Origin of the sequence: Pseudoflavonifractor sp. AF19-9AC (genome assembly GCF_003478995.1) — a bacterium.
Classification (GTDB): Bacteria; Bacillota; Clostridia; order Oscillospirales; family Oscillospiraceae; genus Lawsonibacter.
The window spans coordinates 62543-76790 of the sequence record NZ_QUGI01000002.1 but is presented as its reverse complement, the minus strand read 5'-3'; the positions used below and the strand labels follow the sequence as shown (position 1 = coordinate 76790).

Below are 14248 nucleotides of genomic sequence, written 5' to 3'. Positions count from 1 at the left end.
CTTCGGAGAGCTTGCTCCGAAGCGCGTTTTTCTTATTGGTATCGCTTGTCCAGAATGTCCACAATGTCCCCCATGACGCCTTCTTCGCAGGAGCACAGGATTTGAGCGCCCCAGTCCTTCACCTCCTGGGCACAGTTGGAGGGGGCAAAGGGGATGGCGGACAGCTCCAGCATGGGGATGTCGTTCTGGTTGTCCCCCACGCAGTAGATGTGGGCGGGGTCAATGCCCAGCTTCCGGGCCAGCAGGGCGGTCATACCGCCCTTGGTGCTCCCCTTGGCGGTGATCTCCAGATAGTACTGATTGGAGAAAATGGCCTCGTAGTCCGCTCCGTAGTGCTCCAGGAACCAGGATTGGGCCTGAAGAAGCACCGGATTTTCCTCCTGAACCATGGCTTTGGTCCAGGGCAGGGGCATCTGCTCCAGGGGACAGAGGGTATAGTCGGTGCCCACCTTTTTCATGTGGGCGTCGGTGATATAGTTGGGGTTCCAGACGTAGATGTCCTCCCCATGATAGCTCTCCACGCCCAGGGAGGGGAACTGTTCCAGCAGCTGGGCAAAATCCCGGACCGAGCGTTCGGGAAGGAACGTCTGCTCCAGCATGATATCCCGCTCAAAGTCATAGAGGGCCGAACCGTTGGACAGCACCACCGGGGCGTTGATGGGGGCGAGGTGGGCGTAGGGGGCGAAAGTGCGGTACGCCCGGCCGGTGGCCACGGTGAAGCGGCCGCCCTGGTTTACAAAGTAACGGAGGGCCTCCAGGTTGCGGGAGGGGATCTGGCGGTTTGCGCCGTACAGGGTGTCGTCAAAGTCGCTGGCCAGCAGCACACCGTCAAATTTTCCCATAGAAGCTCCCTTCCTCCCCTCTGCCCGGAGGGGGTTACATCAAATCCTGCCCCTGATAGTACCGCGCCAGGGGGCCGTAGCTGAGGGAGGCCACCAGGCTGGTGATGATAATTTCAGGGATCATATAGCTTGCGTTGTAGGCGATGGACCAGATGGGGGCGGCCCAGCCCAATTCGTTGGGCCACAGTACCTCCCACACCACCACGCCGGAGACATAGTGGCAGCCCAGGCGCACCAGGAAGGTGACCACAATGCCCAGCACCAGCTCCAGCCGGGGACGGCCCAGCCGGCCCTTAAATAGGGCGGCAAAACCGATGACCGAGAAAGCAAATACATAGTCAAAGAGAATAATCAGTACCGCGGTTCCCACACTGTCGGCGTACTGCACGTTCTGGATGCCCAGAATCATCTGGAGCAGTCCGTAGACAAAGGCGGCAAAGGTGCCCCACAGACATCCATACCGCCAGGAGAGAATCACCAGGGGCAGCATGGAACACACAGTGATGCCGCCGCCCAGGGCCCAGGGGCTGGAGAAGGGGAACAGAGAGAGCACCAAAGCGATGGCCAGCATCACCGCGCTCTCCACCATACGGTGCACCTTCCGATGCTGACGGACAGAGACAGATGGGGTGGCTTGGTTTGACATAGTCGTTTCCTCCTAAAATGATGTACCGCACACATCCAAACGGGTGCGGTGCGGTACACGGACGAAACGAAGGTATAAAAAACTCGTCCACTTCCTACGCCGGCATTACCCGGATCAGGTTTAAGGGACCGGAGGCGGCGTCGTCGCCTCTGCATCTCAGCCGGGAACAGCTCCCAGCGCCCCTGTGTTCGATTGTCTGCGGTCGCAACTATTTTATGTATTTCCCCGGTATTTGTCAAGTGCAGGGGAAAGAAGGAAACCGGCCGGGCAAGCCCGGCACGTCTGGAAACTCATTCTTTGTGGTCCTCCGCAGCGGCGATGGGCGAACCCGGTGCGGCGGCTCCGCGCCGGACGGCATCCCCTTGCCCCGGCGGCAGATTGGTGCTATACTGTTTAAATATTCTCTGGAAGGAGTGGTGTTTTGTGGCACAACCGTCCTACAAGGGAGAGCAGGCGCTGGCCAGCGCACCCATCGGTCCTTTGATGCTCAAGCTGGCCCTGCCCGCCGTGGCAGCCCAGGTCATCAACATGCTCTACAACATTGTGGACCGGATCTACATCGGCCACATTCCCGTGGTGGGCCAGACAGCCCTCACCGGTGTGGGTGTCACCTTTCCCATCATTATGCTGATTTCCGCCTTTGCCGCCTTCGCGGGACAAGGCGGTGCGCCCCTGGCCTCCATCCGCCTGGGAGCGGGAGAGCGGGAGGAGGCGGAGCGGATCCTGGGCAACTCCCTGACCATGCTGCTGTGCGCGGCAGTTGTGCTTACCGTCTCCTTCAGCATCTTCAAAGAACCCCTGCTCATGGCCTTCGGCGCCTCGGAGGAAACGGTCGGCTACGGCCTGGACTATATCAGCATCTACCTGCTGGGTACCCTGTTTGTCCAGCTGGCCCTGGGCCTCAACACCTTCATCAGCGCCCAGGGAAAGGCCACTGTGGCCATGCTCAGCGTGCTCATCGGAGCCGTTTTGAACATTGTCCTGGATCCCATCCTGATTTTCGGGCTGAATCTGGGGGTACGGGGAGCCGCCATTGCCACGGTCTTTTCCCAAGCGGTGAGTGCGGCGTGGGTCTTTTTCTTCCTCTGCTCCCACCGCTCCGGCCTGCGCATCCGCAAAGAGAACCTGCGCCTGCGGGCCAAGACAGCGGGCCGAATTGCCGGCCTGGGCGTGGCCCCCTTCATTATGCAGTCCACGGAGAGTCTGGTGACGGTGGTGCTCAACACCGGCCTTCAGACCTTCGGCAACGACCTCTATGTGGGTTCCATGACCATCCTCCAGTCGGTGATGCAGATGATCGTCATGCCCACCCAGGGCATCACTCAGGGTGTACAGCCCATCATGAGCTACAACTACGGAGCAGGCAACTACCGCCGGGTGCGGGACACCTTCAAGCGTCTGCTGACTGTCACCCTGACGGTGACCATCTCCGCCTTCCTCATTGTCTCCTTTTTCCCCGAGACCCTGGCCCGGCTCTTCAACAACAACGCCGAGCTGGTAGAGCTGGTAGGAAAGGTCATGCCCATCTTCTTCGGCGGTATCTGGGCCTTCGGTGCCCAGATGGCCTGCCAGACCACCTTCATGGCTCTGGGTCAGGCCCGCACCAGCCTGTTCCTGGCTCTGCTACGGAAGGTCATCCTGCTGGTGCCTCTGGCCATTGTCCTGCCCCGGGTGACGGGCAGCGTCATGGGCATCTACGCCGCCGAGCCCATCGCCGATTTCCTGGCCTCTGCCACCACCCTCACCCTGTTCCTCTCCCGGCGGAAGAAGCTGCTGCCTGCGCCGCCCAAAGAGAAGTCCTGAGCCTCAATGCAAGAAAACCCGCCTGCCGCATCTGCGGCAGGCGGGTTTTTGTTAATCCAGCACAGCGCCCCGGTCAGCGGAGGACACCAGCTTGGCGTACCGGGCCAGATAGCCCGTCTTGATCTTGGGCTCGGGGCAGACCCACTTGGCCTTCCGGGCGGCCAGTTCCTCGTCGGACACCTTCAGGGTGATGGCGTGGTTGGGAATGTCGATGGCGATGATGTCGCTCTCCTCCACCAGGCCGATGGGGCCGCCGGAGGCCGCCTCGGGGGAGACGTGGCCGATGGAGGCGCCGCGGGTGGCGCCGGAGAAGCGGCCGTCAGTGATGAGGGCCACCTCCTTGTCCAGGCCCATGCCCGCAATGGCGGAGGTGGGGTTAAGCATCTCCCGCATGCCGGGGCCGCCCTTGGGACCCTCGTAGCGGATGACCACCACGTCACCGGAGACAATCTTGCCGGCGTAGATGGCCTCGATGGCCTCCTCCTCGGAGTTGAAGACCCGGGCGGGACCCTCGTGGACCATCATCTCGGGGGCTACGGCGGACTGCTTCACCACGCAGCCGTCGGGAGCCAGGTTGCCCTTGAGGACGGCGATGCCGCCGGTCTTGGAGTAGGGATTCTCAATGGGACGGATGATCTCAGGGTTACGGTTGACTACGCCCGCCAGGTTCTCCGCGATGGTCTTCCCGGTGCAGGTCATGAGGCTGGTGTCCAGCAGACCGGCCTTGGTGAGCTCCGCCATGACAGCATATACGCCGCCGGCCCGCTCCAGGTCCTCCATGTAGGTGTCGCCCGCAGGGGCCAGGTGGCACAGGTTGGGGGTCTTGTCGGAGATCTCGTTGGCCATGTCGAAGGAGAGCTCAATGCCGCACTCGTGGGCGATGGCGGGCAGGTGGAGCATGGTATTGGTGGAGCAGCCCAGAGCCATGTCGATGGTCTCGGCGTTGTGGAAGGCCGCCTCGGTCATGATGTCCCGGGGGCGGATGTTCTGCTCCACCAGCTTCATGATCTGCATGCCGGCGTGCTTTGCAAGGCGCAGACGGGCGGAGTAGACGGCAGGGATGGTGCCGTTGCCCCGGAGGGCCATGCCGATGGCCTCGGTGAGACAGTTCATGGAGTTGGCGGTGTACATGCCGGAGCAGGAGCCACAGGTGGGGCAGGCGTTCTGCTCGTACTCTTCCACGCCCTCCTCGTCCAGCTTGCCGGCGTAGTAGGCGCCCACCGCCTCGAACATGTGGGAGAGGCAGGTGCGCCGGCCGCTGTTCAGGGTTCCCGCCAGCATGGGGCCGCCGGAGACGAAGATGGTGGGGATGTTCACCCGGGCGGCGGCCATGAGAAGGCCGGGGACGTTCTTGTCGCAGTTGGGGATCATCACCAAGCCGTCAAACTGGTGGGCCATGGCCATGGCCTCGGTGGAGTCGGCAATGAGGTCCCGGGTGACCAGGGAGTACTTCATGCCCACGTGGCCCATGGCAATGCCGTCGCACACGGCAATGGCGGGGAACTCCACGGGAGTGCCGCCTGCGGCCCGGATACCCGCCTTCACCGCCTCGGCAATCTTGTCCAGATTCATGTGGCCGGGAACAATTTCATTATAGGAGCACACCACGCCGATGAGGGGCCGCTCCAGCTCCTCCTTTGTGTAGCCAAGGGCGTAGAGCAACGAGCGGTTAGGGGCGGCGGGGATGCCTTTTTTCACAACATCACTGCGCATGGGAAGTACCTCCTCACAAAAATCCAAAATCAGTTGTCTGATTTCTCTTGCATTGTCTGACTACATAGTATAGGATAGAGAAAAGGATGTCAAGGGCCGCTGGGGCTCTTTTCCGAAAAAATCCGCCGGAGGGCGGGGCGAAGAGGTGTCCCATGGATAAGACCAACCTGAGAGAACAGACTGCCCGGCGGCTGTACAGCAAGATTACCGTGGAGGATTCCATGGCGCCGGGGGACAAGCTGCCCAACGAGGTGGAGCTGGCCCGGCAGCTGGGGGTGAGCCGGGCCACCCTGCGGGAGGCTATCCGGGATCTCACCGCCCAGGGAATTTTGGAGGTGCGCCGGGGAAAGGGTACCTTTGTAGCCCTGGGCGCGGCGGAGGGCGGCCCGGACTTTGGAAAGCTGCAGCAGGTGAAGGGACGGCTGCGGGATCTCTTTGAGCTGCGGGCTATCTTTGAGCCCCAGGCCGCCCGGCTGGCCTGCCGACGGGCGGGGCCGGAGGAGCTGGCGGATATTCTGGACAAGGGAGCTGCGGTGGAGCGGTGCATACGGGAGGGGCGGGACCGCACCCGGGCGGACCGGGCCTTCCACGCCGCTATTGTCCGGGCCACCCACAACGAGTTTATGATGCGCCTGCTGCCCACCATCAGCCAGGGTGTGGAGGAAGCCATCTCCACCGGAGAGCATGCAGAGGCTCTGGCCCAGGCCACCCTGCAGGACCACGCCCTGCTCATGAACTTTTTCCGCCGCCGGGACGAGGCCGGTGCGGAGCACGCCATGGCCATCCACATGCTTCACGCCATGGAGGAGATGGGGCTTGAATAAGGAGCCCGGCCAAATGTCGGGACGGCTTGCGCAATCAAGCAGGAAAGGAGACCGGAGAAGCATGAGAATTGCTCCCGTTACACAGCAGGACCGGCCCATTGCGGAGGCCCTGGAGGTACACCCCCACCAGAGCGGCTATATTGAACCGGTCAGAGAGTGCCTGGAGGAGGCGGACCAGCTCAGCGACTGGAGGCCGGTGGGCATCTGGGAGGGGGAGACCATGGTGGGGTTTGCCATGTACGGGCGAATCCGGGAGAACGGCCGCGCCCGGGTATGGTTTGACCGGCTGCTGATTGACCGGCGCTATCAGGGGCGGGGGTATGCCAGAAGCGCAATGGAGCAGATCCTTGCATTGATTCGGGACCAGTACTCCGCTGAAGATATTTATCTGAGCGTGTATGAAGAGAATGAAATGGCCATTGCCTTGTATCAGAACTACGGCTTCCAATTTAATGGAGAGCTGGATACCAAGGGGGAAAAGGTCATGGTTCTGGAAGCGGCGCAGAGAGATGCCTGAGGACGGCAGTCTGGTTCAAAAAGGAAGAGAAAAAGCAGCCGCACAATTCTGTGTGGCTGCTTTTTTGCAGGGGTGGTATCAGCATCTTTGACTTGCGCTCTGGAGACGGTCGCCCACCGTGGTAAATTCAAAACGAAAAAGGAAAGGAAAAAAGCCACGTCATTGACGTGGCTTTTTTCTGGTGGAGACAACAGAACTCGAATCTGTGACCTTCCGCGTGTGAGGCGGACGCTCTACCAGCTGAGCTATGCCTCCATATTGGAGAAATCGGCGAAGTGGTGACCCGGACGGGACTCGAACCCGTGTTGCCGCCGTGAAAGGGCGGAGTCTTAACCGCTTGACCACCGGGCCGTTTCTATCTATGAAATCGGATCGATGACCCGTTCCTTGAAGTGGTAGCGGCAACTGGATTCGAACCAGTGACACCGCGGGTATGAACCGCGTGCTCTAGCCAACTGAGCTATGCCGCCGTTTCGCCCGTCTCAAACAGGGCAAGAGTTAGTATAGCGGATCTTGTCCCAATTGTCAATACAAATTTTTTTCTTTTTTTGAATTTTTCTGCCAGGGGCAGAAAAGGGCCATTAGAGCACCAGGGAAAGCAGGAAAGCGATGGCGGCAGGAAGCAGACTGGAGAACTGGAAGGGCTGATCCAGCAGGGCGCGAAGAAGCAGAACCACCGCAATGATCCGGAGAAGCCAGGGCAGTATGGCCATAATGACCAGAAAGGGGACGCTCAGCAGCACCATGCCCAAAAGAAAGACGGGCAGGGCAATGAGGCAGATCAGGGACAGGGCAAGAAGAGACAGCATATCAGGTTTCCTCCTATCAGGGTGGAGCCAGTATAGCAGACGATTCTTAAAACCCCCGGGGGAAAAGATTAAAATTTCATAAAAGATGAAGGGGAGGGACCTCGCTTTGCGAAGTCCCTCCCAGAAGCAATTATGTAGCGGAGTCGTCCTTGGGGTCAAACCGGGCCCGATAATCCCGCATCATTTTGGCAAACAGAGCGCCGTTGGTGGGCGGCGTGTAGGTGATGGCGTTGGCACCTGCGTCGATGGTGCGCTGGATGTCCTCGTCGGTGGGACCGCCCGTGGCGATGATGGGGATGTTGGGGAAGTCCTTTCGGATGGCGGCCACAATTTCGGGGGTTTTGGCCGCACCCGACACGTTGAGAATGTCCGCACCCGAGGCAATGCGCCGGCCGATGTCCATCTCCACCGAGACGATGGTGGCAATGACAGGGATATCTACCACCTGTTTGATCTGGAAAATGGTCTCATCGCCGATGGGGGCGTTGACCACCACGCCGTAAGCCCCCTGGTGCTCGGCGTAGGCGGCCAGCCGCACCGAGCGAGCCCCGTTGGTGGTGCCGCCCCCCACCCCGGCAAAGACGGGGACGTCGGCCACATTGATAATGGCCTGGGTGATGGCGGGCTGGGGGGTGAAGGGATAGACGGCAATGATGGCGTCGGCGTTTACATTTTTGATGATTGCCACGTCAGTGGAAAAGACCAGGGAGCGGATTTTCCGCCCGAAAATACGGATGCCTGAGCACTGGTTGATGACGCGGGGGATGTCCAGCAGATGGCTGCGAAGCGTCCCGCGATATTCCGGAATGTGATCCATCGGTAGCTCCTTTTCTGGTGCCGGCAGCGCCGGCGGGGGCGGAAGGGGACGGGAAAGGGACCCTTAACGGAAGTACAGGGCGCCCGACTCAAAGAGGGGCTGGTGCTTCTCGCCGGGGATGTTGACGCCCACATAGGGACCGCGGCGCTCGGAGTGGCCCATCTTGCCGAAGACCCGGCCGTCGGGGGAGAAGATGCCCTCGATGGCCTCCATGGAGCCGTTGGGGTTGACGTCGATGTCCATGGAGGGCTTGCCCTCCAGGTCTACGTACTGGGTGGCCACCTGGCCATTGGCGATGAGGTCCGCCACTACCTGGGCGGGAGCGACGAAGCGGCCCTCGCCGTGGGAGATGGGCACCGTGTGGAGGTCACCCACATTGGACTTCAGCATCCAGGGGGACTGGACGGAGGCCACCCGGGTGGTGACATACCGGCTCTGGTGACGGCCGATGAGGTTGTAGGTCAGAGTGGGGCAGTCGCCGTCCATGGGACGGATCTCGCCATAGGGCACCAGACCCAGCTTGATGAGGGCCTGGAAGCCGTTGCAGATGCCCAGCATCAGGCCATCACGGTTCTTCAGCAGGTCCATGATGGCGTCGCTGAGGGCGGGGGAGCGGAGGAAGGAGGCAATGAACTTGCCGGAACCCTCGGGCTCGTCGCCGCCGGAGAAGCCGCCGGGCAGCACCATCATCTGGGCGGAGCGGATGGCCTTCTCCAGGGCCTGGGCGGCCTGGGACAGGAAGTCGGTGGTCAGGTTGCGGACCACGATGATCTCCGGCTCAATGCCCGCGCGGAGACAGGCCTTGGCGGTGTCGTACTCGCAGTTGGTGCCGGGGAAGACGGGGATGACCGCCTTGGGCCGGGCCACCTTGTTCTTGCACACGGCGATGGAGCGCTTGTCCCAGGAGATGGGCTCCACGGCCTCGGAGCCGCCGGCCCGGGTGGCATAGACCTTTTCCAGCACGCCGTCGTTGAGATTCTGGAGCTCCTCAATGGAGACGGCCTCGCCGGGGAGGGCCACGAAGGGAGCCTTGGTGGTCTCACCGATGCGGACGGCGCAGGGGTCGTTCACTTCCTCGCTCAGCTCGGCCACAATGGCGCCGGGCATGGCCACATACCAGTCCACATCCTCCAGACCGGCCTGGAAGCCGATGGAGTTGCCGAAAGACATGTTCATGACGGCTTCACCGAGACCGTTCTCCACTGCCCAGGCGGCCTTCACCTTGCCGGCCTGACACAGGGCGTGGAAGGCGGACCAGGCGCTCTTGGTATCCTGGGAGCGGAACAGGTAGACCGGGTGCTCCCCGGCCTTGAACTCGGGGGAGAGGACCTCGCCCGCCTTCAGGGGGGCGATGGCAAAGGAGATGAGGGTGGGGGGCACGTCCTTGTCCAGGAAGGAGCCGGACATGGAGTCCTTGCCGCCGATGGCGGCGGCACCCAGCTCCAGCTGGGCGTCCAGGCCGCCCAGCAGGGCGGCAAAGGGCTTGCCCCAGCGCTGGGGCTCGTCCCGAAGCTTCTCAAAGAACTCCTGGAAGGTGAGGTAGGCCTTCTGGTAGTCGGCGCCGGCGGCCACAATCTTGGCCATGGAGACGTACACCGACTCGTGGGCGCCGGTGTAGGGGTCCACGCTCATGCGCTCCGGGTCGAAGCCCCAGGCCATGACGCTGGCCTGGTCGGTCTCCTGGCCGGGCTCCACGGGGAAGAGGGCGGCCATGGCCTGGGCGGGGGTGCGCTGGGCTGCACCGCCGAAGGGCATCAGCACGCTGGCGGCGCCGATGGAGCCGTCAAAGCGCTCGGTAAGGCCCCGGCGGGAGGCGCACTTCAGGCTGGCAGCCATCTCCTTCAGGGAGGAGGCGGAAGCCTTGTTCAGGGAAGAACGGTCGGTGTCCGCCACCTCCACGCGGGCGTGCTTCACCGCGCCGTTGGTGTTCAGAAAGGCACGGGACAAATCGGCAATCTTCTGGCCCTTCCAGTGCATGACCATGCGGGGGCTCTCGGTGACCACGGCCACCCGGTAGGCCTCCAGGTTCTCCGCCTCGGCGGCGGCAATGAACTTGTCCGCGTCCTCGGGGGCCACTACCACAGCCATACGCTCCTGGCTCTCGGAGATGGCAAGCTCCGTGCCGTCCAGACCGTCGTACTTCTTGCGCACGGCGTCCAGCTCAATCTCCAGGCCGTCGGCCAGCTCGCCAATGGCCACGCTGACGCCGCCGGCGCCGAAGTCGTTGCAGCGCTTGATGAGGCGGGTGACCTCGCCGTTGCGGAACAGCCGCTGGATCTTCCGCTCCTCGGGGGCGTTGCCCTTCTGGACCTCGGAAGCCATGGTGGTGAGGGACTTCATGTTGTGGCTCTTGGAGGAGCCGGTGGCGCCGCCGATGCCGTCACGGCCGGTGCGGCCGCCCAGCAGGATGACCACGTCACCGGGGGCGGGTACCTCACGGCGCACATGGTCGGCAGGAGCCGCACCCACTACCGCACCGCACTCCAGGCGCTTGGCGATGTAGCCCTCGTGGTAGACCTCGGCCACATGGCCGGTGGCCAGGCCGATCTGGTTACCGTAGGAGGAGTAGCCCGCCGCGGCGGTCTGGGCCAGCTTCCGCTGGGGCAGCTTGCCCGGGGTGGTCTGGGCAAAGGGCACCCGGGGATCGCCGCCGCCGGTGACGCGCATGGCCTGGTGGACATACACGCGGCCGGAGAGGGGGTCACGGATGCAGCCGCCGATGCAGGTGGCCGCGCCGCCGAAGGGCTCGATCTCGGTGGGGTGGTTGTGGGTCTCGTTCTTGAACATGAGGAGCCAGTCCTGCTCCTTGCCGTCCACCATGGCGGGGACGTGGATGGAGCAGGCGTTGATCTCCTCGCTCTCGTCCAGCTCGGGGAGCAGGCCCCGCTTTTTCAGTACCTTGGTACCCAGAGTGGCGATGTCCATGAGGGTCTGGGGCCGCGCGGCGGCCTTCTCCTCCCCATAGACCTCCACACGGCCGTCCAGATAGCGCTGGTAGGCGGCCTTCACTGCCTCGTCGGAGAGCTCCACGGAGTCGATATGGGTGGAGAAGGTGGTGTGGCGGCAGTGGTCGGACCAGTAGGTGTCCACCACCCGCACCTCGGTGATGGTGGGGTCCCGCTTCTCCTCGTCCCGGAAGTAGGTCTGGAGGAACTTCAGGTCATCCAGGTCCATGGCCAGGCCCAGGGAGGACAGCAGCGCCTGAAGGCCCGCCTCGTCCAGGGTGGTGAAGCCGGCCACCGTGTCCACATGGTCGGGGATGGTGTGGGTACGTACCAGGGTGTCAGGTTTGTCCATGGAGGCCTCCCGGCTCTCCACCGGGTTAATGAGGTAGTCCCGGATTTTGTCCAGCTCCTCCCCGGTGAGGGTACCCTTCAGAATGTACACCTTGGCGTAGGCGATGAGGGGGCGGTCCACTCCGGCCATGAGCTGGATGCACTGGGCACAGGAATCGGCCCGCTGGTCAAACTGGCCCGGCAGGGCCTCCACCGCCAGGACGGTGTGGCTGCCCTGGGGGGCAGGGAAGGTCTCGTCATAAACCGCGTCCACCTGGGGCTCGGAGAAGACGATGGACTTGGCCTGCTCGTAGACGGCGGGGTCAATCTGGTCAGCGTCGTACCGGTTGAGGATGGTGATCCCCTCCAGTCCGGCGATGCCCAGCTGCTCCTTCAGAGCGCTGCAAAGGCCCTGGGCCTCCACGTCATAGCCCGGCTTCTTCATGGAATAACAGCGAAATACACTCATTTTCCTTTTCCTCCGCTTCCTTGCGTCTAGATTCAAAGCGCGGCGCCGCCGCGCGGGGACAGCATGGGATTCTTCTGTTTATGAAATGGTCCAGTTCTCCAACTGGTAGAACACGTTACCGCGGACCGGTGACAGTCCGGACAGCCGCCCCCACTGGGTAAGCACCGAGGCGTTTTTAAAGCAGATGGGGGCGATGGGCATCTGCTGGCAGAGATAATTGTATAAGGTATAGGCCGCGCCCTCCCGGGTGCTGTCCGACGCCTGGAGAAAGGCGGTGAGCAGAGCCGGAAACTGGCTGTCCTGCCAGCGGCCGTAGTTCAGCGCGCCGTCGGAGGAGAGCAGGGCGGTGAGGTCAAAGTCGGCGGTGAGCACCACCTCACCCAGATAGAGGTCAAAGCTGCCCGCCTGCAGGGCGGCAGTAAACTCCTCAAAGGGCAGGGGCTTCAGGGTGACGGGCACCCCGGCCGCGTCCAGCTGGTAGACGATGCGCTGGGCAGCGGAGAGCTTGGCCGTGTTTTCACTGTTTACCAGCAGCACCAGATCCCGGCGGGGTACATTCAGCTCCTCCAGCTGGGCCACCAACTGTTCCGGATTATAGCTCACCGATTGGGCCAGCTCCTCGTTGTAGAGGGGGCTGTTGGGGTGAACCGGGAGGGCGGCGGCCACGGCGTGGCGGGCGTAATCGGTCTGGGCGATGGAGTCCCGGTCGATGGCCAGGGGCAGGGCCCGGCGGGCCTGGGGATCGGTACACAGGCCACTCTGGGTGTTGAAGCCCAGGTAAAGAAGGGTGGTGGTGGCGTAGTCCCAGGTCTCGTAGCTGCCGGAGTAGCCCATGGCGTTGGTGCCCATGAGGTCCACATCCACCAGCCCCACATCCCCCGAGGAGAAGGCGGAGAGCTGATCGTCCGCCTTGCGCATCTCTCGCAGGGGGAGCTCCTGGGCGGGCAGGGTCTTGTTCTGCCACCAGCCGGAGCGGGCGGTGAGGGAGAGGCCCTCCTCCGTCTCCGTCAGCACATAGGGGCCGGTGCCCGCCGGGCGCTGGGTGTTGGTGAGGGCGATGGGAATGTCCAGCAGGGCGGGCAGGGAGCGGTTAGGGCGGGAGAGGACCATGGTCACCGAGCCCTCGTCACCGGTGATGGATACCACCGAGGCGAGGCGCTGGGCGTACCGGGAGCCCTCCTGCCGGGCCAGATTCAGTGCGTCGGCCGTCACCGTGCCGGTGAGGGGGGTGCCGTCGGAGAAGGTGACCCCGGAGCGCAGAAGGAAGGTCCAGGTAAGGCCGTCCTCGCTGACGGAGTAGCTCTGGCACAGTACGTTCTGGGGCTGAAACTGCTCGTCCAGCTGGAAGAGCGGCTCATAGAGCAGGGGGGCCAGGGTGAGATTGGCCCGGTTTTCCGCCAGCACCGGATGGAGAGTATAGTCGGGGTAAATGGCCAGAGCGAAGGGGACCGTCTCGCCGGAGGCGTTTCCTCCCTGGGCAGAGGAACTGCTTCCATCCTGGGAGGAGGCGGGGTCGCTCTGGGGGGAGCAGCCCGGCAGAAGGAGGGCTGCGCACAGCAGAAGAGACAACAGCGGTCGTAATTTCATAGTGTTTCCTTATTTGCCTCGCAGTTCAATCATGGCGGCCATGCTGCCCCTGGCCTGGCCCAGCCGCCGGTGGGACCAGAAGAGGTCGGGGCGGCAGGCGGTACACAGGGAGCTGACGGCGATGTGATCGGGGGAGAGACCGGCCTCTTGCAGCCAGCGGGCGTTGGCACCCTTCAGATCCACGCGGAACTTCTCGCCGCCGGGAAGGGGGCGAATGAAGGGCTCCGCCGCCTCCCCCAGTCCGGAGCGCAGGCCTTCGGGGACGTCGGCGTGGGTTTCAAAACAGCAGGGGGAGATGCCCGGACCGATGGCCGCCAGGATGTCCGCCGGGGCACAGCCGTAGTCTTCCCGCATCACCCGGGCCAGCTCGTAGGCTGCACCCGCGGCGGTGCCCCGCCAGCCGGCGTGGGCGGCCCCCACCACCCGGTGTACCGGGTCGTAGAGCAGCACCGGGATGCAGTCGGCGGAGAAGACGGTGAGGCATATGCCGGGCACGTCGGTGACCAGGGCGTCGGCGGGAAAGGTGCCGGGCTGGGACAGGGGGACAGCCTCCTCAGGGGAGGTGATAGGGCGCACCACCTTGCCGTGGACCTGGTGGTTTTTTACCACCGTCTCCGGAGTGGAGCCCACCGCCGCGCAGAAGCGGCGGAAGTTTTCCTCCACCCGCTCCGGCGTGTCCCCACGGTTGGCCCCCAGGTTGAGGCTGTCAAAGGGAGCCGGGGAGACGCCGCCCTGTCGGGAGGAGAAGCCGTGGGCCGCTCCCGCCCAGGCGGGGTGGTTGCAGAAAAAGAAAGGGACGCCATGGCGCACCGTTTGAATGATTTCCATGACAGTCCCTCCTGAGCATAAATTGATATTCTATTTTATCCCAAAACTACGTATCTGGCAACCCGTCACAAAGGAGAAATCCGCACGAGGTTTTCCAAACTTGGGGGCGCAGTGCCGA

11 protein-coding genes, 3 tRNA genes and 1 riboswitch are annotated in these 14248 nt (G+C 63.1%); of the genes, 3 read left to right on the top strand and 11 right to left on the bottom strand.

What is annotated here, in order from left to right; all coding sequences use genetic code 11:
* Positions 1–32 precede the first annotated feature (32 nt).
* Together DWX58_RS03225 and DWX58_RS03220 are read right to left on the bottom strand one after the other, a co-directional pair.
* Entirely contained in the window at positions 33–842 is an 810-nt protein-coding gene (locus DWX58_RS03225) for an HAD-IIB family hydrolase (RefSeq protein ID WP_118641574.1), read from the bottom strand.
* Positions 843–876: 34 nt separating this feature from the next.
* Positions 877–1488, bottom strand: coding sequence for an energy-coupled thiamine transporter ThiT (locus tag DWX58_RS03220; protein WP_118641573.1), 612 nt, complete (start codon positions 1486–1488; stop codon positions 877–879).
* 74 nt (positions 1489–1562) lie between these two features.
* Positions 1563–1682: riboswitch (TPP riboswitch) on the bottom strand.
* A gap of 289 nt (positions 1683–1971) precedes the next feature.
* Here DWX58_RS03220 and DWX58_RS03215 point away from each other — a divergent pair.
* Positions 1972–3291: an MATE family efflux transporter gene (locus DWX58_RS03215; protein ID WP_118641966.1), complete on the top strand. Its 1320-nt coding sequence runs from the start codon at positions 1972–1974 to the stop codon at positions 3289–3291.
* A gap of 51 nt (positions 3292–3342) precedes the next feature.
* On the opposite strand, the gene ilvD is transcribed toward DWX58_RS03215, so the two are convergent.
* Entirely contained in the window at positions 3343–5004 is a 1662-nt protein-coding gene (gene ilvD, locus DWX58_RS03210; RefSeq protein WP_118641572.1) for a dihydroxy-acid dehydratase, read from the bottom strand.
* A 152-nt stretch (positions 5005–5156) separates the two neighbouring features.
* On the opposite strand from ilvD, the gene DWX58_RS03205 reads away from it, so the two are divergent.
* Together DWX58_RS03205 and DWX58_RS03200 are read left to right on the top strand one after the other, a co-directional pair.
* On the top strand, positions 5157–5828 hold the full coding sequence (locus DWX58_RS03205; protein ID WP_118641571.1) for an FCD domain-containing protein: 672 nt from the start codon (positions 5157–5159) through the stop codon (positions 5826–5828).
* Positions 5829–5889: 61 nt separating this feature from the next.
* On the top strand, positions 5890–6345 hold the full coding sequence (locus DWX58_RS03200) for a GNAT family N-acetyltransferase (protein WP_118641570.1): 456 nt from the start codon (positions 5890–5892) through the stop codon (positions 6343–6345).
* A 179-nt stretch (positions 6346–6524) separates the two neighbouring features.
* Here the strand turns inward: DWX58_RS03200 and DWX58_RS03195 are convergent.
* The 8 genes from DWX58_RS03195 to pgeF form a co-directional block, all read right to left on the bottom strand.
* Positions 6525–6600 (bottom strand) — tRNA-Val (locus tag DWX58_RS03195).
* A 21-nt stretch (positions 6601–6621) separates the two neighbouring features.
* Positions 6622–6696, bottom strand: a tRNA-Glu gene (locus DWX58_RS03190).
* Positions 6697–6738: 42 nt separating this feature from the next.
* Positions 6739–6815, bottom strand: a tRNA-Met gene (locus DWX58_RS03185).
* A gap of 111 nt (positions 6816–6926) precedes the next feature.
* On the bottom strand, positions 6927–7154 hold the full coding sequence (locus tag DWX58_RS03180) for a phage-shock protein (RefSeq protein WP_118641569.1): 228 nt from the start codon (positions 7152–7154) through the stop codon (positions 6927–6929).
* Between the two features lie 130 nt (positions 7155–7284).
* A complete protein-coding gene (locus tag DWX58_RS03175; RefSeq protein WP_118641568.1) occupies positions 7285–7971 on the bottom strand; it encodes a hydrolase in 687 nt (228 codons plus the stop codon).
* Between the two features lie 63 nt (positions 7972–8034).
* Positions 8035–11715, bottom strand: coding sequence for a phosphoribosylformylglycinamidine synthase (locus tag DWX58_RS03170; RefSeq protein WP_118641567.1), 3681 nt, complete (start codon positions 11713–11715; stop codon positions 8035–8037).
* Between the two features lie 78 nt (positions 11716–11793).
* The gene (locus tag DWX58_RS03165) at positions 11794–13302 is read right to left on the bottom strand and encodes an ABC transporter substrate-binding protein (RefSeq protein ID WP_118641566.1); all 1509 of its coding nucleotides are present in this window, start codon (positions 13300–13302) and stop codon (positions 11794–11796) included.
* A gap of 9 nt (positions 13303–13311) precedes the next feature.
* A complete protein-coding gene (gene pgeF / locus DWX58_RS03160; protein WP_118641565.1) occupies positions 13312–14130 on the bottom strand; it encodes a peptidoglycan editing factor PgeF in 819 nt (272 codons plus the stop codon).
* Between the last annotated feature and the right edge of the window lie 118 nt (positions 14131–14248).

Bases quoted from the DNA above. Each gene is read 5' to 3' on its own strand.
- DWX58_RS03225 (WP_118641574.1), bottom strand. From the start codon at position 842: ATGGGAAAATTTGACGGTGTGCTGCTGGCCAGCGACTTTGACGACACC.
- DWX58_RS03220 (WP_118641573.1), bottom strand. From the start codon at position 1,488: ATGTCAAACCAAGCCACCCCATCTGTCTCTGTCCGTCAGCATCGGAAG.
- DWX58_RS03215 (WP_118641966.1), top strand. From the start codon at position 1,972: ATGCTCAAGCTGGCCCTGCCCGCCGTGGCAGCCCAGGTCATCAACATG.
- ilvD (WP_118641572.1), bottom strand. From the start codon at position 5,004: ATGCGCAGTGATGTTGTGAAAAAAGGCATCCCCGCCGCCCCTAACCGC.
- DWX58_RS03205 (WP_118641571.1), top strand. From the start codon at position 5,157: ATGGATAAGACCAACCTGAGAGAACAGACTGCCCGGCGGCTGTACAGC.
- DWX58_RS03200 (WP_118641570.1), top strand. From the start codon at position 5,890: ATGAGAATTGCTCCCGTTACACAGCAGGACCGGCCCATTGCGGAGGCC.
- DWX58_RS03180 (WP_118641569.1), bottom strand. From the start codon at position 7,154: ATGCTGTCTCTTCTTGCCCTGTCCCTGATCTGCCTCATTGCCCTGCCC.
- DWX58_RS03175 (WP_118641568.1), bottom strand. From the start codon at position 7,971: ATGGATCACATTCCGGAATATCGCGGGACGCTTCGCAGCCATCTGCTG.
- DWX58_RS03170 (WP_118641567.1), bottom strand. From the start codon at position 11,715: ATGAGTGTATTTCGCTGTTATTCCATGAAGAAGCCGGGCTATGACGTG.
- DWX58_RS03165 (WP_118641566.1), bottom strand. From the start codon at position 13,302: ATGAAATTACGACCGCTGTTGTCTCTTCTGCTGTGCGCAGCCCTCCTT.
- pgeF (WP_118641565.1), bottom strand. From the start codon at position 14,130: ATGGAAATCATTCAAACGGTGCGCCATGGCGTCCCTTTCTTTTTCTGC.